The sequence below is a fragment of the Yersinia frederiksenii ATCC 33641 genome (assembly GCF_000754805.1).
GTDB classification, from domain to species: domain Bacteria; phylum Pseudomonadota; class Gammaproteobacteria; order Enterobacterales; family Enterobacteriaceae; genus Yersinia; species Yersinia frederiksenii.
This window is the reverse complement of record NZ_KN150731.1, coordinates 4717743-4742410: the sequence shown is the minus strand read 5'-3', so window position 1 is coordinate 4742410 and position 24668 is coordinate 4717743. Positions and strand designations below refer to the sequence as shown.

Sequence of the window (24668 nt, the reverse complement as noted above, 5' to 3'; positions counted from 1 at the left end):
ACTCTCCTGAAAGGCCCGCCTCTGGCAGGCCCCTACCTGTGTTATAACGCCCGTAATGATGCAAATAATTCGGCCCATTCACTGCCCGCACGGTAAAACACCGGCGGCTGCCCCATAGGTGCGGCGACGGTCACTTCTGCCCCACCGCAATGTGGCTCACCCGTCCACAAGTTGACCCAACTGTCTTGAGGCAGATATAAAGTCCAGTCACTGCGGCCCTCCTCATAGACCGGCGCTACCAGCAGATCACGGCCAAACAGATACTGATATTTCAGGCTGTAGGTATGAGCATCATCTTCGTAATGCAGGAAGAGTGGACGCATCACCGGTAAACCTGACTGTGAGTTCAGGGCCACCGCTTGCTTGATATAAGGTTTCAACGCAGCAAAAATGTGGGTCATACGGGCAAACTGGCGGATGGTTTCAACATCGTGATCAAACTGCCAGTTATCATCCGGGCGGTTACCTTCGTGGGTACGCATTACTGGAGTGAAGGCGCAGAATTCGCACCAGCGCATTAGCAACTCTTTACTGCGCTTCATATCAAACAGTGTGGTGTAGCCGCCGATATCACTGTGATGCAAGCCATGCCCTGTCATTGCCAGAGAGAGGGCCGCAGGGATAACCGATGCCAACCCATCATCCAGGCTCCAGTCAACGTTCTGATCACCGGCCCACATCATGACCGAGTACTTCTGGCTACCGGTGTAGCCCGCACGCATAAAGAACAGGATTTCACCTAGCTTGCCGGTTTCAACCAGCGCATCGTAATTACACTTAGCCCACAGCGCAGGCCAGGCGTTATGCATAATTTCGGCATCGATGCCATTGTCCAGCAGGGTATCGGTGGGCAGATATTCGCCAAAATCTGCCATCCAACCATCAAGTCCGAACTCAATCAGGTTCTTCTTGATCACCTCCTTGAACCAGTCGTAGGCGGCAGGTTTGGTCAAATCAACTACCCCGGCATAGAATTCGCCAAATTCCACCTGATAATCATTGCCGCTGTAATCTTTGGTGAGATAGCCTTGTTCGGCAGCTTCGGCATAGAGTTCTTTTTCAATCGCCACATAGGGGTTGATATAACCGAGGAAGCGCACTCCCTCTTTTTTCCATTGTGGAATCCGGGTATCCAGCTCCGGGTACAATTCGCTGTCCCAACGCCAGTTCCACATCAGGCGCTTGCCGAACGAGGTAATACGACGACCTTCCCAGTCTTGCGCCCAAATGCCACTGACCTTCACACCATGTTCGCGCATCACATCCAGCTTTTGCTGGCACACTTCAGTGCCGCCCTGAATGCCCAGAATCACCCCGTCATAGACCCAATCCGGTAGCTCAGGCTGGCGGCCCAGCAGCGCGGTCAGTTTTTCTAACAGGCCGATATAGCTGTCCGCACATTCAAAATGCAGTACTGCACTATCTTGCCAAATCGCCAGTTCATGGTAATCCGGGGCCGAGAAATCGAAATTCATGTAGCAACTGTTGTCGATGTGGCAATAATATTTTTGGCTGCTAACAAAGGTGGGTTGTGGGAAGAAAGTCCAGTAGTAATCACCACCGGCATTTTCTTTGCAGTCTGCCTGCCAGGTAACATAGCTTTGTTTGTTGCGCCCCACGCCTTGTTCACTGGTCCACAGCGGGAACGGTTTGCCGCGCAAATCAAAATAAGAAAATTGCTCACCGCAGCCGTAAATATGGTCTTGGCTTTGTGCTGCTAATCGCAGCCACATGCGGTTATTGTCTTTATCTCCATTGTTCAGGGTCATCTCCAGACGCCCGGCGGCATCAATGGCAATATGCAAGTGGGCTTGGGCCACCTCACCACGGCTGAAGTGAATATCCCATCCCTGCCCATTGGCAGTAATTACCGCATCGGTCAGGGCCAGCTTTTCACTTAAACAATCTTTGATATTGAAATTGCCACGGAACATGTCGATGTCGGCTTTACCGCGACCAATCCATAAGCAAGGTGCTTGCCGGCTATGTTTAAGCAGCAGACGCTGTTGAAATGAGAGGGTAAAACCATCACCCTGCTCGATTAATTCCAGACCCAACTGACCGCCTGATTGATAAGTCATAATAAAATCCCCAAAAGATATAGATACTGTTGATTTTGTTAAGGTATCCGGCACTGACCAGATACCTTGTTATCCGAATAGTGGGTTAGCAAAATCGCCCAATTAAGTCAGTTCGATAACCTCAAGGTTGAGTAACTGGGCCACTTTACGTAACAGGGGACGATGCTCGCCGTACACCAGCGAGGTATGGTGCTCCATCCCCGCATCCAGCAGCCGCTGGCGGTAACTGTCAGCATCGATATCCAATCGGGCGGTCCCGGCAGTACCGGAGAAGGCTAATGGCGCTTTGATCATCTCGCCGCCTGCCAGCATCAGGCGCAACTTGCCCTCGCCCTGAGTGATACGGCATAGCGTGATTCGGCCCGGTTTGAGGGCAAATTCGGACAACAGAGGTAACTTGCGATTGGAGTGGATGGTCGCCTGTACCGGGCCATCGTAGTCAGCCATTTCAATCGGGGCCTGGCCGCAGTGCCAGAACACCACGCTATTGGTTAGCGGATCGATATCCACTAGATCGGTATTGAACGCTGCATTGCCTGAAGCCCATTGCGCCATTAAAGAGGAGAGCACGCCGAACATATCGGCCTCACAGCCGCAGGGCACTTTGTCTTCGTTCATCAATGCCAACGCGCCACAGGCAGCACAACCATAGTCGGTAAAAAAGTCCGGCCAACAGCGCACTGCAATACCGCTATAACCTTCCCGCTGAGCTTTCTCACGTAAGGCTGAATAAACCTTCAACGTTTTGCAGGTAGCAGTTTGGTCCATGTCTGCCAGATTGGGGAAGTCTTTAGCGCGGCGCTGATAAGGGGCATCAGCCACGCTGTCCGGCAACGCTTTTACTTCATCAATAAACGCCAACACTGGTTGGCGATCAACACTTACGCCAAAGTGTTGTGTCAGTTGTTGCTGGTTATAATTGCAGGCATCAAAGCCCAGTGGATGCTCGCCAATGACCATCACTTTGGCGCGTTTAAAGCGGTTAACGATAGCGGCAGCTTGGGCTAATTGTTGCAATTCACCCACCACACGGGCATCGTCCGGTAGGCCATGCACCGTTTGCACTTTAATATTTTCCCGACTCAATGCATGGCAAGCCAGATTCACGCCGCAGAAAGAGTTCAGCCGCAAACGCCCTCCCGTACGGGCTTCCGGGAAAGACCACATCGCCGTGGGAACCGGGAAATCGCGTACCACTTCGCACGTCAACGAGGCATCGGTAAACGTCACTTGCAAAATCAGCAACAAATCGAGATTAGCCTGCTTCAGTGCTGGCAAGGCCTGTAGCGCAGACTCGGCATCAAACTGTAATTCCGCAGCGCCAATTAATTCAATGTCCATCATGGACAGTGTGTTCCACGCCAATGCCAACATTTCTTGTGCATAGGGCACATCGAAAGTACTTCGGCCTAAGGCCAATACGCCCACTTTTGCTTTTTTATTCATCATATTGCTTCCAGTGAATTTAATAATTTATGGGTTGGCGCGGCTCAGGCGACAACACTAAAGCGGTGTTCGGTACTGCTGTAATATTGTTCTCCAGGCCGTAGCACCACATCAGGGAAGTGCTCATGATGAATGCTGTCTGGGAAGGCTTGCGTCTCCAGACATATCCCTGAAAACGCCTGATACCGATGCCCCGACTTGCCATTCCATACCTTATTGGAAAGCTTAAAAGCGTTGTAAAACTGGATACCCGGCAATGTGGTATGGACCTCCATCACCCGGCCAGAATGCGGACAAATCATCAATGCTGCCGGTTGTAAGTTGGCGCGCTGTTTTATCGATAAGTCGTGTTTTGGTAGGGGCTGGTTTTTTTTCAAGACATAGTTAACATCGAAATCTTGTGCTGGCCGCGCCAGCATGGCATCACCCAAACGGCGGGCATGGCGGAAATCGAATGCCGTACCGGCAACCCGGACTATCTCTCCAGTCGGCAACATGCTGGTTTCATCCACTGGTGTCATAAAGTCAGCATCAATTTTCAGCTGTTGGTCATGAATCAGATGGGTATGACCGCGTAAGTTGTAATGGCTGTGGTTAACCAAATTGACCACCGTCGGTTTATCGGTCTGAGCCTCAAAACTGAACGTCATCACGTTATCTTCCGTCAGGCCGATACGGTGACGTACCTGCAAATTCCCCGGATATCCCTCTTCACCATCAAGCGACGTGCGGCTAAAAATAATGCCATCGCCATCCTCCTGCGCCTGCCAAACATATTTATCAAACCCACGAATACCGCCATGTAAATGCTGCCCGGTAGTCAGTTCATTGGTTGCCAGCAGAAACTCTTGCCCATCGATTTTGAAGCGCCCACCTGCAATACGATTAGCGCAGCGGCCTGCAATAGCACCAAAGAATGGGTGACCGGCTTGATAGGATGCCAAATCATCAAACCCCATCACCACGTCCTCCAGTTCGCCCTGGCGATCCGGCACCCAAAGCTGAGTGATAATGCAGCCATAATCAGTGACACAAAGCTTCATGCCACTGCGGTTCGTCAGTGTGAACAGTGACACGGCCTGACCCTGATGCTCGCCAAAGGGTTGGCGCTGAATTGTTGTCATAACCTCAACCTCATATTTCGTGTGGCTGTTAGCCTGTGAATGCACGGGCTTTACCCTGGCTGCCAAAGAGACGGATTTTTTCAACCACTTTTTGCTGCATAACATCTCGTCCGTGGCCCAGAGAAACAGCCAAAACATACTCATCAGGGGATTGACTCAGCACCTCGCTGACCCCTTGGGTAAAGGCCTGACGCAGTTCGGTATCGACATTAATCTTGGCCACACCCAACGTAATTGCACGGCGAATTTGCTCGTCTGGCACACCGGAGCCGCCATGCAGCACGATAGGTTTTTTAACGATTTCGCGGATTTCCTGTAAGCGTTCAAATGCCAGTTTCGGCTCTTGCTTGTAGAGACCGTGCGCAGTACCAATCGATACCGCCAGATAGTCGACTGTCGTCAGTTCGGCAAACTTCAGTGCCTCATCACAGCTGGTAATTAATGCGTCTTTTTCATCAACGGAGATATCATCTTCAGTCCCTCCAATTTTGCCAATCTCACCTTCAGAACCAATGTTTAATGCACGGGCAACATCAGCAACTGCGCGTGTAATTCGCACATTTTCATCAAATGGAAGGTGGGAGCCGTCAAACATCACCGACTGGAAACCGACCTGAACCGCCGCCATGGTTTGCTCAAAACTGCGACTGTGATCCAGATGGATACAGACCGGCACCGTGATGTCATGCATAAAGGCATCGACCATCTCTTTCATCGGTTTGAGCCCCATGACGCTGATTACTTTCTGCCCTATTTGCAGCATGATGGGGGCTTGCTCTGCTTGCGCCGCCAACAAGATGGCGCGGATGGTTTCAGCGTTGTGGGCACTAAAGGCACCTATGGCATAGCCATGCTGCCAAGCGTGTTGAACTAAGGTATTACCGGATACATAAGGCATTTTCTCTCCCTCTGCGTGCTGTTTTCAGCCGCTTTTGAATAATAAATCAATGAAAAATCATTTAGTTAATTACAAACCAGACTGACTGCGAACCTGTTGCAAGATGGCACTCCAATCCTGCCGCCCGCGCCCATTGGCCCGCGCCTGGTTGTATACTTCGCGCGATGCCGCCCCCATTGGCATAGTGACGTGCAACTGGTTAGCAACATCCAGGGCAATGCCTAAGTCTTTGTGTGCCAAATCAATCATGAACGCCGGAGTCAAATCGCCTTTGAGCACTTTATTGGGCCAGGTGGTGGTGAAGTGCCCTTTACCGGCGGGTGTACCGCTCATCACTTGCAGTGCGATATCGAAAGACAACCCCAGAGCCTCACACAGCACCGCAGCCTCTGCCGATAGCGTATTGAGGGCAATACTCATGTAGTTGTTAATCAACTTGACGCGGATCCCCATTCCCGGCCCCCCCGCATTGACCAGCTCAGACCCCATCGCCATCAGCAATGGTGTGGCCCGCTCAACCTGTTGCTGCGTTCCTCCCGCCAGTATTAATAAGGTTCCCGCCTGTGCATGGTCGGAAGTTCGCCCCACCGGCGCATCCATAAAGCTGAACCCTTTGGCCTGCATCTCTTGCGCCAAACGGTCAGTCTGTAATGGGTGGATGGTGGACATATCAATCACGAGTGCGTCTGGCGACAAACCGCTGCATACCCCATCAGCGCCGAATAGCACCTCACGCACCAGATCCCCATTAGGCAGCATGGTGATAACGAACTCTGCCCCCTCAGCCGCCTGCCCAGCATCGCGGCAGCCTGTCGCCCCCAAAGCGACTAACTCCGCGACAGCGGCGGGGCTAATATCGAAGACATGCAACTGATGCCCCTGTTTAATCAGGTTGTGTGCCATGGGAGTTCCCATTTGCCCTAACCCAATGAATGCTACCTGTGCCATTACTCTCTCCTGTCACTCGATGTCATTTTTCGTTACTGAATTGGAATGTTTTGTCTGTTTTTGATCGTATTTGTAATTTATAGTCAAAAAATTGACATTCGTCACTCTTTTAACATTTGAACGAATTAAAATGGTCACATCGTGATCAACCGCCCTTTTTTGGCTAAACAAGGAACTCAGAACCATGACCCGGATTGCATGTGTCGGAATTACGGTGCAGGACCGCCTCTACTACCTGGCAACGCTGCCTGATGGCGGGGGGAAATATGTGGCCCATGACTATCGAGAGATCGGCGGAGGGCCAGCGGCAACAGCAGCTGTGGCCGCAGCCAGATTGGGTGCGCAGGTCGATTTTATTGGCCGGGTTGGCGATGATGCCACCGGTAATGCTCTGTTGGCAGAGCTGGAAAGTTATGGTGTTAACACCAGACTGAGTCGCCGTTACGCTAATGCCCGCTCATCACAATCGGCCATATTGGTCGACGGCCAGGGTGAGCGCATTATCATCAACCACCCTAGCCCCGATTTGCCGGACGATGCCCAGTGGTTAATGGAGATAGACTTTAGCCTTTATGATGTGGTACTGGCAGATGTCCGCTGGCATCAAGGGGTACTGACGGCATTTACCCTGGCGCGCCAGGCTGGGGTAACAACATTGCTTGATGCCGATGTGACGCCACAAGATATCCGCCCATTAGTGGCTCTGGCCGACCATGCTGCATTTTCTGAACCGGGGCTACAGCGGATGACGGGGGAAAATGACACTGATATAGCACTGTTATTAGCCGCAAATGACACAAACGGACATGTCTATGTCACTCGCGGTCAAAAAGGCTGTTATTGGTTAGAGGACGGGCAACAGCAACATCAGCCTGGCTTTAAGGTGGATGTGGTCGATACCACAGGTGCGGGGGATGTGTTTCATGGTGCTCTGGCGGTGGCTCTGGGGCAAAAAAGCACTATTGCGCTGGCAGTGCGCTATGCTAATGCCGTCGCGGCGTTGAAGTGTACCCGCCCAGGCGGGCGAGCCGGTATACCTGATTGTGATCAAACTGACTCTTTCCTGACGCATTTTGTATAAAATAAACAATAGTATGATGAATGAGAGAGAGCTAAGCATGAGTCTGACCGAACTGACCGGAAACCCACGTCACGATCAACTGATTCAGCTGATCGCCAATCGTGGCTATATGAATATTGATGAATTAGCGCAATTGCTGGATGTTTCGACTCAAACCGTGCGCCGAGATATCCGCAAGCTTAGTGAACAAGGGCTAATTACTCGTCATCACGGTGGTGCCGGGCGCGCTTCTAGTGTCGTGAATACCGCTTTTGAGCAGCGCGAGCTTTCATATACAGAAGAGAAAATGGCCATTGCCGAGGCGATTGCTGATTATATTCCCGACCGTTCCACGGTGTTTATCACCATTGGTACCACTGTTGAACACATTGCCCGTGCATTAATGAATCACAGCCACTTGCGAATTATCACCAACAGCCTACGGGTGGCGCATATCCTGTATAAGAATACCGATTTTGAAGTGATGGTGCCGGGAGGAACATTACGGCCCAATAATGGCGGCATCATTGGCCCCAGCGCGGTTTCTTTTGTTGAGGGATTTCGTGCTGATTATCTGATTACCAGCATGGGAGCCATTGATACTGATGGCAGCCTGCTGGAATTTGATGTGAATGAGGCCACAGTGGTAAAAGCAATGATGGCGCATTCCCGCCATATTTTACTGGCCGCCGACCATACCAAATTCCATGCCTCTGCCGCGGTAGAAATTGGGAATGTCGCCAAAGCGACGGCGCTATTCACTAATGTGCCACCGCCTTCGCAAATGGCAGCACTCTTGCAGCAACAACAGGTGGAACTGGTCGTCACACCGTTGGGTAATCAGGAACCCACAATCTGAATATAAAGCACCGGCAGGCTGCAAAGCCTGCTAGATGTTGCCTCCGCTCGTCCAAATCAGGTCAATCAACGGCGCGCTCACCATCACCAGCCACAATAATAAAATGCTGCACATCGCGCGATGCAATAGCTTAGTGGATCCCCGCCAGCGCGAGTCGAGAGAGCGCCCATTTTCTGGTTTTCCACCCCATAATTGCTGTAACGCCATATCAAAATCATCGGTTTGCGGCTCACTGCTATACAGCAAAGTAAAAAGTCGCTCATCAAGCCATAAACGCCAGCAATAATAATGGCTGACACCGGCAAGCAGCAATAATAGTGCCGCAATGATACTATCAGCTCCCCATAGGGCAAAGATGATGGGGGGCAGCGTCAAGGCGGCCAGATACCGCCAACTGGCAAGATGAATGGTCAAAACCTGCCCTGCGATAGGATGATTTAGCATGCGATTTTCCTTTTTTGCCATAGCGCGAGCGTGCGTAAATGCTGCGGCTGCAGCACCACTTGGGGGCGAGCTTGTTGCAGCAACTCCAGCGCCGCCGGCACAGTCGCGACCCGTTGTGTATCCAATAACCAGGCCGCAATCACCAATGCACTGCGCGACATGCCGAGTGCACAATGAACCAACACCGTCCCCTGTTGCTGATGAAGTTGGTCAAGGCTCGCAACTGCCTGAACCAATCGTTGCTGAGTGGGTACCACTAAATCCATCAATGGGCAGCATATATAGGCTTTATGGCGACTATAACGGCTACGGTTAAATTCTGCGGTGACATCCAACACACCGGCCTGCATTAGCTGTATTCTTGGGTAACTGCCAATAAATACGCCGTCCGCTACTTCTACAGCTTGGGGCAATCGGCGGGTGAAGCCATACATCGAGATCCACGCTCCCAGCCGGTAAGGCCATAACAGCAAGCGGGCTGAAGGTGAAATCTGGCCATTCTCCTGCTTTTGGAATACCGCCACCCCCCAACCGCTATAACCCGCAGCCACCGCAAGCAGGGCCAATGCCAGCCACCCCAATATTGACCAGTCGCCTCCCAGCCACAGAGCCAAACTCCCGACAAGTAAAGCAGCAGCGCCATACCAAAGTGCCAGTTTCAGGGCCGAACGACATGGTCGCTGCCAGCACCAACGGCTATTGATTGGAATCAGATAGCTGACAACCACACCTGCCGCCAACCCAGTGACAATATCAATCACATGATGCTGCCAAGTGGTCAGAACTGATATTGCAATCAATGCAAACCAGCCACTCATTAACCAACGCAATATTCCTTGGCAGTGCGGCCAAAAGCGCAACCATAGCAACCAGGCCAGCATGATGTGCAGTGAAGGGGCTTGGTTGTAAGGTAAATCAAACAGTTCCAACTGTTGGAACAGCCAACCAAATGGCCCATCAGTGACTGGACGAACAAAACTGAATTTGAGTGGGAATAATAGAAAACCGAGGCAGGCCACCAGCGAGGCCATAACCAATCGCCATGCATGGCGGGTTTGCTCTCGTAACGAAGTGCAGATAAAGAGCGACAAACCATAGAGCAGATCAATGCTCCAATAGGGCACTATCGTCCAGGGCAAAAAAGGAATATGGTGTTCCCAGCCATATACCACACTGCCCACACCAACTCGGCTGGCAGTGAAATGGTTGGTCTGGCCGTAGCTGATAAAGAATAGCGGGGCCAGCAACAATAGCCACAGCACCGCTCGTCGCCAGAGCTGCCTGCGGCTTACCACGCTATCAGCCTCAGCTATTCGCACGACGTACCGCCAGCGACACGGTAAAAATCCCCCACTCATCAATCAACTGATGGCATTTATCAAAACCGGCCTGCTCGACCAGAGCATCCATCTCGCCCTGACTACGCACCCGCATCACCCACGGCTGACCACCCTGATGGCTGGTCAATGCACGGGCAATCATCTTAAGTTGCGGATGCCAAGGTTGCCCGGTATAGACCAGCACGCCACCGGGTGGAAGCGCCGCGGCCAGCCCTGCCAATGAAGCCGCAACCCTCTCGTTTTGCGGAAATAGCTCATACAAGCCAGAAACAATCGCCAGTGTAGGATTGGGCGTCAGACTCGCCAGAGAGTCCCGGTCAAAGGCATCGCCTTTTTCGAAACGGGCCACCTCAGCCAGATTACGCTGCGCAATCATTGCCTGCCCTTTTTCGACATTCAGCTCGCTGTAATCACGTAGCAGGATTTGCTCAACATCAGGTTGCTCGGTCAGGGCATCCAGTACATAACGGCCATGACCAGCCGCGATATCGACAATTCGCAGTGGCATCCCTTTATCACGTAGTTGCGTCAGAGCCATTTGAATCGTCTGTTGTAAATGGACTTTACGCATCCGAATACCGCGCCAGCCAATGCTATTGAGATATTGCTGATCAATATACTTTCCTAGCGTGTTCTTGCCCTCCGGCTGGTTGCGATAGACATAATCCAACGTGCTGCCAGAGTCAAAACCCGTTTCGAATCCTAAACGTACCCCAGTGGCACTGCTACCCAACGTCTTCATGCCATAGCGCAATGCGCGATAGTATAATCCTTCAGCGCAATAGGGTTTTAGCGGCACTTGCAGTGCACGATAGCTGTCCGCGCTCGCGCTCCAGCGATCTTCATAGCGATAATTGTGGTAAGGCAGTTCTTCGGTATACAGGCGCTCAATAAAAATGCGCATTTTATCAAACGCCAGTTGCCTCTCTTTTTCACCCAAGGTGTCGTGATAGAAACCGGGCAAAACATGCTGCTCTTTCACCGGGCTACTCAACCGCTGGTAGAACTTTTGCTGTGGTGCGCGATGGACCACAAAATCGTCACCTGAAATGAGCAATTGTGTCGGTAAGGTAATGGCCGCTGCATCCTGCACAATTCGGTCGGCAGCACGGTAGAGATCTAACAGAATATTGACCGCGATGGGCCGGCTGACCAGTGGGTCGTTATCAAAACTGGCAACACGCTGTGCATCGTGGGTCAGGAATTTACCTTTGACATAGGACTTAACGTAAAACAGCCCACGTAAGCGGTGCATCAAGGTTAACCCTGGGCGAGCAAACGGCACATACAGTTTGACTTTAAATGCTGGCGACGCCAGGATCATTCCACGAATTTTTGGCGCATAATCATGCACCCACGTTGAGACCAACACCGCCCCTACGCTCTGCGCCACCACCATAATATCTTGCAGCGGCACATGGCTATCACTAGCCGCAAAACGGACAAACTCATCAACATCTTGTACTGAACGCGCCAGGCTTGGGCTATAGCCGCGATCCCCCGGCGACTGACCGTGCCCTCGGGCATCCCAAGCATAAAATGTCACATCCGGCAGCATCAATTCATCAACAATATGCTGCAAACGCCCTGAATGTTCATGACCACGATGAAACAGCACAATTACCCGTTTGGCTGGGCCATGTTGCGCCGGCCAACAGCGGTAAAATAGCGCGACATGGTCACTGGTGGTAAATGTCTGTTCCTGAGCAATACGATTTCCTTGAGTCACGGCATTTTCCTTGTAGCGAGCTGTTGCAGGGCGATAAAGCGTTGCTGTAATTCAGTTCGGAATGTCTGTTTGTCGTCATGAAAATAGAAAGGTTTATCAACATAGATATCAATAAAGAATGGCACTGGAATGCGCTGCCCTTTCCCCATCGCTCGTCCCAACCCATGCATATATACAGGAGTAATCGGCGCGCTGGGAAATTGGCGGCTCAAATACCACAGACCGGATTTAAATTCGGAGAACTTTTCCGGCTCGCCGCGGGTTCCCTCAGGAAACAAAATCACAATTTTGTTATTAGAAAGTGCTTCGATACAACCGGCCAGAGGGTCACTGCCCTTGCCTGCGCCACCACGGGTGACCGGAATAATGCCAATTACCTTAGTGGCGAACCAGGCGATAGCGCGGTTACGTAGAAAATAGTCCGCGGCTGCGACCGGATGAACCTGTGACAAAGTTGATAAGGGGAATAAGGTAAACAGCGTCAATATATCTAAGTGGCTATTATGGTTCGCCACCACAATTGCCGGCCCTTTAAGTGGCAGCTGTTTTCGCTGCCAGACAGAAACCCCCAGCCATACCAGCACTACCGGATACGCCACACACAGCGTAAAAATCCAGCGCAATAGTCGGTTCACGGCCAACCCTCAATAATAAAAATAGCGAATAAAATGGAAGAAGAGCGGCGCGGTATAGATAAGCGAGTCCAGCCGGTCGAGAATACCACCGTGACCGGGTAATAATTTGCCGGAATCTTTCACCCCAAGATCACGCTTAACCGCTGACATCACTACATCGCCGCAGAACCCGGTTAAACCAATCAGTAGCCCGGCAAGTAGTGAAAATGCGAGGTTCATCGGTGTTAATAATGGCCCCAGAATACCCGCTAATAGCATGGTAGTTGCCACTCCGCCCAGCAAACCGGCTAGCGTCTTATTCGGGCTGACTTTCGGCGTGACCTTGATGCGGCCTAACGATTTCCCCCATAAGTATTGAGCAATATCGTTCAGTTCGGTTAATGCCACCAAGAACACCACTAACAGCGCGCCCTGCCCGCCAATACCCCCGGGTAATACCATTAGGAATGCAACATGACTGAGTGCAAATACTGTGGTCATTAACCCCCAGTGCATATTAGATGCCGCGTGCAAGAAGCCCTTGGTGTCACCAATCATCACCATGCGTACCGGCAAGAATAAGAAAGCATAAATCGGAATGAAAATAACAAACATGCCGTACCACCCCATCCCAATCCATAAATAATGAATGGGGATAGCGAGATACATCCACAGCAAAGGAATATTGTCAGAGCGGCGAGTTGAAATAAGTGTTAAGAACTCTTTTAATGCCAAAAAACTAATAAAACCGAAGATAACCAGTGACAGCCATTTTGGACTAACCATGGCGACAGAAAAAACAATAATAATCAGCCACCAGCTGGTAATGCGCTGGCGTAATTCCAGCCAGTCCTTTTGTGGGTAGCGCAAGATCAAGACCCAAATAGTGACGCTAGCTACAGCTAATAAAGCAAAAATAACGGACAGACTGACAACAAGAGTCGAGTTCATATTATGCCTCTGGCTTTAGTGCTGCCCGGCAGCGGTTGATACAAGTCCATAGCAGTAATGCGGATACCACCGCAAACATCCCCCCGGAATACACCAAGGCCTCAGGCCAAAGGGCAATTGCCAATCCATAAGTACCGAATAACAGCGCACGGTCACTTTTCCCCATTGGCCCCTGATATCCACGGGGGCGGCCCAATGTTTGGGCCATAACACCACAAAACTCACTCAGCAGGGCCAGAAATACCGCCAATATCACTAATTCAGGGCGGGCATAGGGTAATAAAGCAAATGGTAGGTAGAGCGCAGCATCTGAGATGATATCGCCAATCTCATTTAATAAAGCCCCTAATTGCGACTGTTGGTTAAACTCTCTCGCCAGCATACCGTCAATGGCATTCAAAGCCATTCGGAAAAATAGGAACACGGGTAGTAGGACAAACATCATCCGCGAGGGAAATAATATAAATAGGCTGCCAACCACTAATGAGGCTATCAGGGCAAACAACGTAACCTGATTTGCCGTAACTCCCCGCAAATGCAACCAAACCAAACACGGGCGCAGTAACGCCTGAAATCGCGGTTTAATATCATAAAGCGTCATAAATACACCTGTGTATTGACCCTGAGAAAGTCAGCAATTGCCTGGTGAGGGGGTATTTGAATATTCCACACCAAATGATTCTAGAAAGGTATCATTTGTGGCCTAAGAGACCAACAGGAAAAACAAAGGGGAAATTAGATATATCAGATTGATTTATCGGAATTTTCTTGATTAGTAAAAAAACTAAAATAAGAGCAGAGATAAAATTCTGCCCTTATTTTATGAAGTAGCGTCTGCGGAAGTTAGATACCGAATGCGAAGTTCATCGTCATTGAGCCGTCGATCTCTGCATCTTCAGTGATCGGGCCACCCATGGTAGTCGTACCTGCCAAGGTCGGGCTAACAGTGATGTCAGCAGTGAACACTTTACCCGTGCTCTGGGTGTTAGCCGCAGATGACCAACCAGTTCGCAGACCCGTGGTCAAATTAGCAGCGCTAGCAGCGGCGAAAGTCGTGGTCGCAGAAGAGAACACATTAGATGTTTTGCCATCAACCGTGCCGTTCTTCATTTGTGCAGTGTAGTAACCGAGCTTGCCACTACCATTCACATTACCCATACCGAAGTTAGTTGTTGCTACAACACTTGCTGAAGCAGTGCGGTTATCAACTGGCGTGAAATTTAGGTAAGTCTCGGCATCACAGTTTACCGTCCAGGTTTTAGTGATGGGTGTCAGAGCCGTTGTCGCAACACCTGATTTCACTAATGATGAAGACAGATGACCAAAATCATAAACCCCCTCATCTGGGGCAACAATGGTGCAGCTTGGCACCGTCAAAGTACCGACAACTTTTAATTCTGCAGTTGGCGCCTCTGCATTGGCAGCATTAATACCAAAAATTAAAGAAGACAGTACAGTCATTTTAGCCAGTTGCTTTTTCATTTAAATAATCCTGATATATAACGTTTATCGCGTCGCGATACCCACACTTTAATAGGCTTAGTGCCTGGGAATTGAATTCACTTTTATCTGATTGATTCAGATCAAAGCGTGAACACAAAATTTATGCCGCCATTAAACGTTTTGAGACATTCCTTGTATATCAGACTACAGGCCGACTTGTTGTAGGAATTATCCTACGTAAAATTATTTAACATGCTGTATTTCATTTATTTTTCGAGAGAAAATACTTGTATTTTTTTCTTTAACCCACAAATAAATCGCAAAAAAAAATTCGAAAAAATAGTTAAACATCAATAAAATCAAACAATTGATATTTTTTTAAAAAAATTAGAGTGCTTATTTCTCATATAAAACGACAAGATAAACTTAAATAATAATATATAAATAAACCATGTTTTTCTGTGTTGGTCGAAATATCTCCATCTATAAAATTTATATTTTTTCTCTTTAAAATAATGCTATTTATTTTTGTAGTTGAAAATGGTTTCAGTGTGGAACTCTATTTCTATCGATTATTCGCGGTATTACCCGAAAGTTAATGGGTCAACATCAACTAATATCAACTTTAGTGCCTAATTTACGAGCTAATCCTTTAGCACCTTCGCACATTACACTATGGTGATTCCAACGAAATAAGGGTGCTGCAATGGGTGACAAATAGTTCATCCACCACGTATTCGTACGAATCTGCCAGTCGTAACGGACGACAGTATTCGCACCATCATAGAATAATGACCACAGCCCAATCCCTTCAACTTCACCGCTAGCCACGCCCTCAAGCAAGTATAAGGGTTTAATGGTAACCACATGAATATTGAACGTTATTCGATATGGGAGTGCACCTTTCCAAGTATAGCGATGCAAAGCACCAATACCGAGAGCATCCCCTTTTTCTATCTCCACGACCTGCTCTAGGCTTTTCCACCAACCTGGCCACAGATCAGGATGAGAAAGAGTATCCCATACGGTCTGTAATGGCGCTTTGATTCGCCAGATAGTGGAAAACCGATACTCAGCCATATCGTTCAACTCCGTATCAAGGAATAAAAAATGGGTTAGAAAGTGCAGATTAATCCCCAGATGATATTTTTCCGTATATGAGGTAAGTAATAAGAAATCCCTAACCTGCCCTTATGATTAAATATATACCTAATATCTGAAAAGCCTGTGCCGAGCCAGCGTATTATTTATCAGCCCGATTAACAGGTTTAGTGTGATAAGGATCGCTGAATTTTTTTTCTATAAGTGCTTGAATAATGAAAGAGCGAAAGGGATTTCTTCCCCCTGAAAGGTTTTCTTTTCAACGATTTTCGAGACACCCCTTTCAACCGCTTGGGTATCTCCCCATGAAACGGTTGCGTTCATGCCCCTTTTTACGGCATGTTTACAACAACACTTCCCTGCTTTAGACGTTCGAATTATCACTTTGTGAGCAACCTGATGATTAAGTGGCTGTGGAAAGCAAACCAACCGCAAGCGGAGATGCTTGCACAGTGGCGTGAAGCGCTGAATATTCCCCTGCTGGCACCTTTAAATGAGCAGGAACAGCAGCGACTGGTCGCTATTGCAAGTCATTTGCTGCAACAAAAACGCTTGGTTCCGCTGCAAGGCTTGGTATTGACCCCATTAATGCAGGCTCGCTTGATGCTGTTATTTGCGCTGCCAGTCATGGAATTGGGCGCTAAATGGCTAGATGGTTTTCATGAAGTGCTTATTTATCCGTCCCCTTTTGTGGTTGATGATGACTGGCAAGATGATGCTGGCCTAATTCATTCAGGTCAAACCGTGCAGTCCGGCCAGAGTTGGGAACAGGGGCCGATTGTGTTGAATTGGCAAGATATTCAAGATTCATTCGATTTATCCGGCTTTAATCTTGTCATCCACGAAGCCGCTCATAAGCTTGATATGCGTAATGGCGGTCATTCTAATGGGGTACCGCCGATTGCTATGCGTGATGTTGCAGCCTGGGAATATGACCTGCATCAGGCGATGGACAATATTCAAGATGAGATAGATATGGTGGGTATCGAAGCTGCCAGTATGGATGCTTATGCTGCCAGCGACCCCGCAGAATGTTTTGCGGTACTGTCTGAGTATTTTTTCAGTGCACCGGAACTGTTAGAAAATCGCTTTCCTGCTGTTTATCGGCATTTCTGTGCTTTCTATCGCCAAGACCCACTCGCCAGACTAAAACGCTGGGGAAAATAGCCAGCTATAACCCAGCAGATTGCAAAGATCGTAAAAGAGAGCCTAACTAAGTTTAATCATTTAAGTGATTTGGTCACGCCTAGAGCAGGTTTGTAGGTTACCCATATCGTTGCAATTTGAAAGATATGAAGTATTTGTTCATATGCTGAGCAGTCAGTCTAAATCCTCCAATTTAGCGTTGACAGTATCAGGCATGCTAGATATCATGCGCCCCGTTCACACGATTCCTCTGTAGTTCAGTCGGTAGAACGGCGGACTGTTAATCCGTATGTCACTGGTTCGAGTCCAGTCAGAGGAGCCAAATTAGAAAATCCCGCTTAAGGAAACTTAAGCGGGATTTTTGCTTTCTGTTGATCTGATGTTAGCTTTGGGTGAAAAACAGAAGTTCTCGATTGTTTGCACAAATATGCCCCCCCAAAACGGAGGCTCCCGCTGAGGTGGAGGGTGACAGAATAGGTTATCGTAATTACTGGCGGCATGCGGCAGAAGTTCTGCCCGCAAAACCGATGCCGGTGGAGCATCCAAGCACTTTGTAGATCTCAGATATCACCAGCATCGTTGCTTCTTCGATCGTTCCTTCATTACGGCATAAAAACCAGCCCTGACCTGCAATTTCTCGCTCGAACGCTTGGGTACAAGCGACATGATCATCCAGCTTATGAATCACCGTACTACTCAGCCCACGCGTTCGGGCCGAGGCCCTCGCCCATGAGATATCAGGCGCAGTAACAACCCCGACATGCAGGTCTGGCACTCGCACGTTTCGTTCAATGTTAAGCTGTAAAATATCTGCAAATGGCACCATCCGGCGAAACGCGGCATCCGACGGGTACCAGCGATCCATCAAGATAATGCTTCCCGGGGGCTGTTTAGTCAGCACATGCCGGGAAATCCAGGCACGGCTATCAGCAAAGCGCTCACAAACCTGCCGTTCCAAATCCAGCGAGGGATTTCTGGCGAGCCTGTTAACGAGGGCCATTGTTTCCCTTCTATAGGGATCGCTTTTTTTCTCGCAAAGTCGGATAACCTTCTTGTTGTCAGCCCTTAGTTCTTTCGTAATGGCCTCCAACAGTGTGGTTTTGCCGACCCCTTTGGGCCCATCCAGAGAAATAAACAGGGGGGGAGTCATTCTTGAAATGACGATTGATATACGGTTTTTATAAAACTCAAATCTGGCAAAAGCATCTTACTTCCTTAGTATGTTTTGACCTGCGCGGTTTAGTTTAAGGGATCCTTTAGAAAACGGAAAACACCTACGTTAAACTCGTTTTTAAGCAGACAGGCGTTGACGGGCAGCTGTGAGCGAAAAGCGGACCTTATTGTACAAAGCATGCAGCCAGATTACAGTGAAGCCACTGATTGACAAGTGAGTCAAACCAGACAAGCAGCCAATGAAACAAAACTTCGCCAACTTAACCAAATCTGGATAACTGATCGGTTCATGAGGACAACAAATAATGTCATTCAATAATAAAAAACTGTTAATTACTCTCTTATCCCTCTGCACATTTCAGACTTATGCAGCACAATGCACTGCGGAAATCTTCGCTAAAAACAAACTGAACAACTTCATCCTTCTGAGCCAGCCGACAAGAACTGAAATTCCCAAATCTGTATCAATCACTATTGATAGTCCTGATGGGTATCTTCGCACATCGGTTCAAAGCAACTTCAGTCAATGCGGTGAGTTAATTGGCGGCCGTATGAAAGAGGTCAAAACCTCAACAGGCCAGAAAGCAGTTTTCACTGCAACCTCTGAAATTCAGTTGAATAAAACGGAATTTGGCTGGCGCATCCAGGTGGACTCAAACGGGGTCATAGCCGATAAAAACAGTCAGAAAACCACGCAGGCATATCGGCAGACTCTTGAGGGAATTTACCTGCTTAACGATAAAGGAATTATCAGCCGTGCAGTTAATCGTTTGGTTATCGAGGCCACAAAACCGGAAGATAAAGATAAAACCGTAGTAGGCACAATCGACTACGATTTCAATTCATCAGGATTACTGGCAAGCGCGGCAAGCAAAGGAAGTATGGCGATAGATAATAATACGATTGTATATAGTTATGATGGCAATCATCGCCTGATCAAAACCCAATCACCCTCAACCATAGAAGAGTATGGCTATGATAACGAGGGCCGTGAGTTGACCCTGAGCAAGACCAAGACGTATTTCACCATCGAAAAAAATCTGACCACCTGCGAGGAGTGGAACTCACATGGAGAATGCACACGCGCCAATATGGATATCACAATCACCCCAACTGATCGGACAGGTAAACAGTACGTGGACAAACATAACGCCGTAATGACGGCGAAATATGAATACTGGAACTGACCATTTCACCTGCTACATAGGAAGTCAAAATGGTATTGGATCCGCATCTGGATCCTTTATTTCATCCAGATTCTGAGCTTAACCGCCCCGGTATAGCTTGGTCGAGAGCCGACTTGAGCCAGTACGGCTGTAAGTATCCCTGCAAACGAACCATCAATTTTTAGAGGGCCTCTGGCACTCCAGCTTCCGCTCTTGGCACGCAGCTGCCCTCAGAGTTCAAGTGCAGCAAGGATTGCAGCTTCCATCTTCTCCGGGGTGGTGATCGGTGCAAAACGCCTGAGCGGTTTACCGTCACGTCCAATCAGGAACTTCGTAAAGTTCCATTTGATCCACCCGCCCGGTAAACCGGGCAACTCATCTTTCAGGTAACGAAATACCGGGTGCGTTGCGGAGCCGTTGACTTTCACTTTCTCGAACATCGGGAAGCTCACACCGTAGTTGATGTGACAGGTCTGCGCTATTTCATCGACACCGCCGGGTTCCTGCTTACCGAACTGGTTGCAGGGGAAACCAAGCACCACCAGACCCTGTGCGGCGTACTTCCTGTAAAGCGCTTCAAGGCCCGCGTATTGGGGCGTAAAGCGACAATGGCTGGCAGTGTTAACCACCAGAACCACCTTGCCAGCATAGTCACCCATAGAAATGAGCTTGCCACGCAGACTGGTAGCAGTAAGACGTTGATGAAAAGTAATCATCTCAAAATCCTCAGAATTGCACACATTACAGATTCGTTGTGTAAGACAGGATAATCGCCTGTGGATCAGAATTGTACATTTTCCATGTCCGCTTCTGGCACGTAGCAGCCAGAACGAAGGGACACCAAGTCCTCTAAGAGCGAAAAACGGACGTTTCTCAGCCATTCATTTCAATAATCAACTCTCTCACCCAGCGATGCCCCGCGTGACTGTGACTGCGTTCGTGCCAGATCAGACAAATATCAAATTGTTCGGCAAGCCAGGGTAGTTCTGTGACAGTGAGTGGTCCCGAGTGTACTTGCAATAAACGCCGGGGAATAAGCGCAACAAGGTCACTTTTATTAACAATTTCAGGAAGAAATAAAAATGAAGCTGCCGACATCACCACGTTACGCTTATGCCCGAATGCTTTAAGTGCGTCGTCAATCGGCGTAGTAAAACTGCCCCCAGAGGGTGAGACGATGACGTGCTCCAGTTTCACAAATTCTTCCAGTGACAGATTAGTTTTAAGTGCTGGGTGGTCGTGTCGTCCAATCAGTACATAACTCTCATCAAACAGGTAGCGGGTTCGTAACTGCGTGTGAAAGGAATCATGAGAAGCAAAGACAAGATCCACCTCGCTGCGAGCTAACTGCTGGTCTAACTGTGCCATATCGAGATGCCGGACAGCGATACGCACTCCCGGCGCTTTTTTTCGCAGAACAAGCACCAGCGGCATGATTACGGCAGCCTGGATGTAGTCAGTGCAGGCAATAGTCACTGTCAGGTTGGCCCGTTCAGGATAAAAATTCTGATGTGAATACAGCGTGTGGCGTAGTTTCTCCAGTGATTCGCGCAGCGGAATCAACAGCTCAAGGGCTTTATCTGTTGGCGTCATTCCTCGCCTTGCAGGAAGCAATAATGGGTCATCAAACATTTCTCGCAGGCGATTTAGCTGGGCGCTGACAGCAGGCTGGCTAAGATGCAATCGCACTGCCGCTTTTGTCACATTCTGTTCAGCAAGCAATGCTTCAAGTGTAAGTAATAGGTTTAGATCAAGCTTTGTGGTATCCATTGGGTGGATTCCTAAATATAAAACAATCGATTTTACTTATCCCTCACCGCTTCTGATAATTCAAGCTCAATATCAAAAAGGTCAGGAGTAAAATTATGCAAGTGAATACCAAACCTCTCATCACCGTGGTCGGCGCACTCAGCAAACAGGGGCGCAGCGTTGTACGCTCATTGCTGGAAAGCCATCGTTATCGTGTTCGCGGATTAACTCGTCGTATCAGCTCACCGGAAGCGAAAGAACTGAAAGATTTGGGCGCCGAACTGATTCAGGTCCCCCTTTCACTCGGCCACAAAGCGGAGTTCATTGAGGCTTTCAAAGGCGCTAACGGGGTATTTATGATGACTCCAGGTATCATGCCAGACGCGCCACTCGCTCTAACGCACGAAAGAGAATTAGGACAGGAGATTGCCGATGCGGCGGTGGAAGCGGGTGTGCAGCATCTGGTTTTTACCAGCCTTGAGAATGTTGATAAAATTACTGAAGGCAAAAAATGGGTGCCACATTTCACGGATAAAGCACAAGTTGAGGAATATATTCGCACGCTGCCAATCAAGAGTTCGTTTGTTTATATGGGGTTCTTTTATACGAATTTAATGGAGTACTATCCGCCGTATCAGGAAGGTGACACATTAATTTTTCCTCTCTATTTACCCGAAGATTTTTGTGCGCCTTTTGTTGACCCGCTGACGGCAACCGGCCCGGCGGTGCTGGAACTTTTTGATAATCAAGATAAATACGCAGGTTGTTCGTTGCCGATTATTGGCGAATTTCTTTCGCCTCGAGAAATGGTCGAAACATTCACTCGAGTGACGGGGATAAAAGCGCAGTACCGTCCAGCCATCACCCTCAAGGAATTATTGCACCATTTCCCGTCATACTCAGGCATGGATGGCTTAACGGCAGAAATTGTGGGCATGGCTGAATACGCATTTGAATATGGTTATTACCATAAAAATCGTGACTTGTTATGGAGCCGGAAAATTAATCCCCAGACTTTGACTTGGGAGCAATTTCTGCGTACTACAGGTTGGCAAGGACAGTCAAAATCTTTCAGTGACTAGGCACATTTATGGTGGATAGATTACCCGCCATTGTTTCACTAACCAAATCAATGAATCTTACAATGCTGCTCTTTGCGCATCACTCACCTCGACCGGATGACGATAGCGCCAACTTATGCTTCTGGCTCTGAACGGCCCGAAGCGCTGCTCGCTGTCAGCTATGAGCGAAGAGCGGACGTAAAAGAGGTGCTTAGATTGCTACACATATTTGCATAATCTAACGGAAACTTGACCCGATATGCGCGAAACTTGGCCCTTATGACGCAGTCGTATTGCCCGATAATCACTATAATTGGTTATCGGGTCATGACTGTCATGGCTCCTGCCGGTTTAAACAACGTTTGGAGAACATATAATGAAAATCACTCAGGTCCGTAATGCCACTCAGATCCTCGAATATGCAGGTAAGAAGTTCCTTATCGATCCTATGCTTTCTGACAAAGATGCATGGGAAGGTTTTGAGGGAACGGCTCGCTCAGAAATTCGTAACCCTATGGTGGAATTGCCTCTGGACATAAGCTCACTGCTTGATGTGGATGCAATCATTGTCACTCACACCCACCCGGATCACTGGGATCAGGCCGCTGCAGATATTGTGCCAAAAGATAAGCTGATCTACGTCCAAAATGAGAGTGACAAAGTGCTGCTGCGTGATCAGGGTTTCACTAATCTGGTTGTTCTCACCGAAACTAGCAGCCTTGAAGATATTCAACTGATTAAGACAGTATGTCAGCACGGTTCCGATGAAGCCTATGCCAACCCTCAGTTGGCAGAAATTCTTGGCGATGCCAGTGGTGTTGTGTTCCGTCATCCATCAGAAAAAACCTTATATCTTGTTGGTGACTCTATCTGGATTAAAGCCGTCGAAGAAAACATGCGAAAATATATGCCGGGTGTGTTGATTATGAACACTGGCTGGGCTCATGTGCTGGGCTACGGCGCAATCATATTTGGCAAAGAGGATATTTCGAAGGCGCACTTTGTATTACCAGAAGCCCAAATTGTTGCCACTCACATGGAAGCTGTTAACCACTGTCTGGTCACACGACAGGAAATCCTGGAATATGCGCAGATTAATCATATTCAGGATTACGTTTCAGCGCCTGCAGACGGTGAATCTGTTACGTTCTGACGCAAACCGATACTAAGGAGCCGCGATGTCTGTGATTTCAGTTGCCATACTTGTTACTCCAGGCTTCAGCACTTATCACGTATCAGTTCCGCTGATCCTTTTTGGCGATACCGTCACAGACCAGCGGCTTTTTACCCGCCTGATATGTGCTGAAAAGCCGGGTCTCATCTGGTCTGACGAAGGAACGGCAATACAGGCCGATCATGGTCTGGACGTTCTGACTCAGGTTGATACCATCATTGTGCCCTTCTGGGGAGATGTGCGGAAACGGCCATCCGAGTATCTGCTGAACACGCTGATAAAAGCGCGCGAAGCGGGAGTTCAGATTGTGGGGTTGTGCTTAGGCACTTTCGTGCTGGCTTATGCAGGCTTGCTGGATGGGCATATGGCGGCAACACACTGGGAGTATGAGGAAGATTTTCGGAAGTTGTTTCCGTCCGTTCATTTGAATCTTAACGAACTCTATGTTGATGACGATGGACTGACTACATCTGCCGGAACAGCTGCAGCGATGGATTGCTGCCTGTATATCATTCGTCAACATTTTGGCAGCCTAACGGCTAATCACATTGCCCGCAGGATGGTCACACCTCCCCACCGTGAAGGTGGTCAGGCGCAGTATATTGATCATCCAGTAACTCAAAAGACTGCCGACTGTAGGATTAATATGGTGCTTGATTACCTGCTACTAAACCTTCAGAAGCCGCACGATATTAATTCTCTGGCTGAATACGCCTCAATGAGTCGCAGGACACTGACGCGACATTTCACGAAAGCGACCGGTATGTCCGTCGTTGAGTGGATTACGGCGGCACGGTTGCACCGCAGTCAGGAGCTGTTGGAGAACATGGATCTTTCTATAGAACAGGTAGCTGAACAATCGGGATTTCAGTCCGCACCAACTTTTAGGCAGCAGTTTCGGGAAAAATTCGGTGTCAGTCCCAGGGAGTGGCGGAAAACATTCCATAATGCATAACTCATTAAACTGAAGGCAGATGACAAATCACGATGAACTTCCGCTTCTGGCACGGAGCGGACAAGCTAACTGAGCTGAAGGTCAGCTTTGAGCGATAAGCGGACGTTGGCAAATGAATAGCCATGAGTATTACTTGTATTGCCAAATATTAATCAACAGGGAGAAGGTCATTACATCCATTTGTCAGGGCATTCTGGCCAACAGAA

General features: G+C 48.9%; 23 protein-coding genes and 1 tRNA gene. 8 read left to right on the top strand and 16 right to left on the bottom strand.

The window, feature by feature from the left end; all coding sequences use genetic code 11:
- Nucleotides 1-41: 41 nt before the first annotated feature.
- The 5 genes from DJ58_RS01000 to yihU form a co-directional block, all read right to left on the bottom strand.
- On the bottom strand, nt 42-2081 hold the full coding sequence (locus DJ58_RS01000) for an alpha-glucosidase (protein WP_004708081.1): 2040 nt from the start codon (nt 2079-2081) through the stop codon (nt 42-44).
- A gap of 102 nt (nt 2082-2183) precedes the next feature.
- Entirely contained in the window at nt 2184-3530 is a 1347-nt protein-coding gene (locus DJ58_RS01005) for an L-fucose/L-arabinose isomerase family protein (protein WP_004708080.1), read from the bottom strand.
- A 41-nt stretch (nt 3531-3571) separates the two neighbouring features.
- Nucleotides 3572-4651, bottom strand: a complete 1080-nt coding sequence (locus DJ58_RS01010; RefSeq protein ID WP_004708078.1) for an aldose epimerase family protein — start codon at nt 4649-4651, stop codon at nt 3572-3574.
- 28 nt (nt 4652-4679) lie between these two features.
- Nucleotides 4680-5549, bottom strand: a complete 870-nt coding sequence (locus DJ58_RS01015; protein ID WP_004708076.1) for a class II fructose-bisphosphate aldolase — start codon at nt 5547-5549, stop codon at nt 4680-4682.
- 69 nt (nt 5550-5618) lie between these two features.
- Entirely contained in the window at nt 5619-6497 is an 879-nt protein-coding gene (gene yihU, locus DJ58_RS01020) for a sulfolactaldehyde 3-reductase (protein WP_032910762.1), read from the bottom strand.
- Between the two features lie 184 nt (nt 6498-6681).
- On the opposite strand from yihU, the gene DJ58_RS01025 reads away from it, so the two are divergent.
- Both DJ58_RS01025 and DJ58_RS01030 read left to right on the top strand, forming a co-directional pair.
- The gene (locus DJ58_RS01025; RefSeq protein WP_032910761.1) at nt 6682-7578 is read left to right on the top strand and encodes a sugar kinase; all 897 of its coding nucleotides are present in this window, start codon (nt 6682-6684) and stop codon (nt 7576-7578) included.
- A gap of 37 nt (nt 7579-7615) precedes the next feature.
- The gene (locus DJ58_RS01030; protein ID WP_032910760.1) at nt 7616-8416 is read left to right on the top strand and encodes a DeoR/GlpR family DNA-binding transcription regulator; all 801 of its coding nucleotides are present in this window, start codon (nt 7616-7618) and stop codon (nt 8414-8416) included.
- A 30-nt stretch (nt 8417-8446) separates the two neighbouring features.
- Here the strand turns inward: DJ58_RS01030 and DJ58_RS01035 are convergent, their stop codons facing one another.
- The 8 genes from DJ58_RS01035 to DJ58_RS01070 form a co-directional block, all read right to left on the bottom strand.
- Nucleotides 8447-8860, bottom strand: a complete 414-nt coding sequence (locus DJ58_RS01035; RefSeq protein ID WP_071985024.1) for a hypothetical protein — start codon at nt 8858-8860, stop codon at nt 8447-8449.
- The gene (locus tag DJ58_RS01040; RefSeq protein WP_226977671.1) at nt 8854-10173 is read right to left on the bottom strand and encodes a phosphatase PAP2/dual specificity phosphatase family protein; all 1320 of its coding nucleotides are present in this window, start codon (nt 10171-10173) and stop codon (nt 8854-8856) included. Before DJ58_RS01040 ends, DJ58_RS01035 begins: the two co-directional genes overlap by 7 nt.
- Nucleotides 10166-11929 (bottom strand): bifunctional alpha/beta hydrolase/class I SAM-dependent methyltransferase, encoded by a 1764-nt coding sequence (locus DJ58_RS01045; RefSeq protein ID WP_032910759.1) that lies wholly within the window; start codon nt 11927-11929, stop codon nt 10166-10168. Before DJ58_RS01045 ends, DJ58_RS01040 begins: the two co-directional genes overlap by 8 nt.
- Entirely contained in the window at nt 11926-12564 is a 639-nt protein-coding gene (locus tag DJ58_RS01050) for a lysophospholipid acyltransferase family protein (protein WP_004708062.1), read from the bottom strand. The genes DJ58_RS01045 and DJ58_RS01050 overlap by 4 nt, the downstream gene beginning before the upstream one ends.
- A 9-nt stretch (nt 12565-12573) precedes the next feature.
- Complete coding sequence (locus tag DJ58_RS01055; RefSeq protein WP_004708060.1) at nt 12574-13494, bottom strand: phosphatidate cytidylyltransferase; 921 nt, start codon at nt 13492-13494, stop codon at nt 12574-12576.
- A gap of 1 nt (nt 13495) precedes the next feature.
- The gene (locus DJ58_RS01060) at nt 13496-14095 is read right to left on the bottom strand and encodes a CDP-alcohol phosphatidyltransferase family protein (RefSeq protein WP_004708058.1); all 600 of its coding nucleotides are present in this window, start codon (nt 14093-14095) and stop codon (nt 13496-13498) included.
- Between the two features lie 242 nt (nt 14096-14337).
- A complete protein-coding gene (locus DJ58_RS01065; protein ID WP_004708056.1) occupies nt 14338-14976 on the bottom strand; it encodes a DUF1120 domain-containing protein in 639 nt (212 codons plus the stop codon).
- Nucleotides 14977-15546: 570 nt separating this feature from the next.
- Nucleotides 15547-16017: an SRPBCC family protein gene (locus tag DJ58_RS01070; protein WP_004708051.1), complete on the bottom strand. Its 471-nt coding sequence runs from the start codon at nt 16015-16017 to the stop codon at nt 15547-15549.
- A 420-nt stretch (nt 16018-16437) separates the two neighbouring features.
- On the opposite strand from DJ58_RS01070, the gene mtfA reads away from it, so the two are divergent.
- Complete coding sequence (mtfA, locus tag DJ58_RS01075; RefSeq protein WP_032910758.1) at nt 16438-17205, top strand: DgsA anti-repressor MtfA; 768 nt, start codon at nt 16438-16440, stop codon at nt 17203-17205.
- 225 nt (nt 17206-17430) lie between these two features.
- Nucleotides 17431-17506, top strand: a tRNA-Asn gene (locus DJ58_RS01080).
- A gap of 165 nt (nt 17507-17671) precedes the next feature.
- Here DJ58_RS01080 and DJ58_RS0122060 read toward each other — a convergent pair.
- The gene (locus DJ58_RS0122060) at nt 17672-18355 is read right to left on the bottom strand and encodes a dTMP kinase (protein WP_115155790.1); all 684 of its coding nucleotides are present in this window, start codon (nt 18353-18355) and stop codon (nt 17672-17674) included.
- A 307-nt stretch (nt 18356-18662) separates the two neighbouring features.
- On the opposite strand from DJ58_RS0122060, the gene DJ58_RS01085 reads away from it, so the two are divergent.
- The gene (locus tag DJ58_RS01085; RefSeq protein WP_004708046.1) at nt 18663-19544 is read left to right on the top strand and encodes a hypothetical protein; all 882 of its coding nucleotides are present in this window, start codon (nt 18663-18665) and stop codon (nt 19542-19544) included.
- Between the two features lie 209 nt (nt 19545-19753).
- Here DJ58_RS01085 and DJ58_RS01090 read toward each other — a convergent pair whose 3' ends face one another.
- A complete protein-coding gene (locus DJ58_RS01090) occupies nt 19754-20239 on the bottom strand; it encodes a glutathione peroxidase (RefSeq protein WP_004708045.1) in 486 nt (161 codons plus the stop codon).
- A 157-nt stretch (nt 20240-20396) separates the two neighbouring features.
- Nucleotides 20397-21293, bottom strand: a complete 897-nt coding sequence (locus DJ58_RS01095; RefSeq protein WP_004708044.1) for a LysR family transcriptional regulator — start codon at nt 21291-21293, stop codon at nt 20397-20399.
- A gap of 95 nt (nt 21294-21388) precedes the next feature.
- Between DJ58_RS01095 and DJ58_RS01100 the strand changes: the two genes are divergently transcribed.
- The 3 genes from DJ58_RS01100 to DJ58_RS01110 all read left to right on the top strand — a co-directional run bounded on the left by DJ58_RS01100 (nt 21389) and on the right by DJ58_RS01110 (nt 24462).
- Nucleotides 21389-22354: an NmrA/HSCARG family protein gene (locus DJ58_RS01100; protein ID WP_004708043.1), complete on the top strand. Its 966-nt coding sequence runs from the start codon at nt 21389-21391 to the stop codon at nt 22352-22354.
- Between the two features lie 355 nt (nt 22355-22709).
- Complete coding sequence (locus DJ58_RS01105) at nt 22710-23486, top strand: MBL fold metallo-hydrolase (RefSeq protein WP_004708041.1); 777 nt, start codon at nt 22710-22712, stop codon at nt 23484-23486.
- Nucleotides 23487-23511: 25 nt separating this feature from the next.
- Nucleotides 23512-24462, top strand: a complete 951-nt coding sequence (locus tag DJ58_RS01110; RefSeq protein WP_004708039.1) for a GlxA family transcriptional regulator — start codon at nt 23512-23514, stop codon at nt 24460-24462.
- Nucleotides 24463-24668 lie beyond the last annotated feature (206 nt).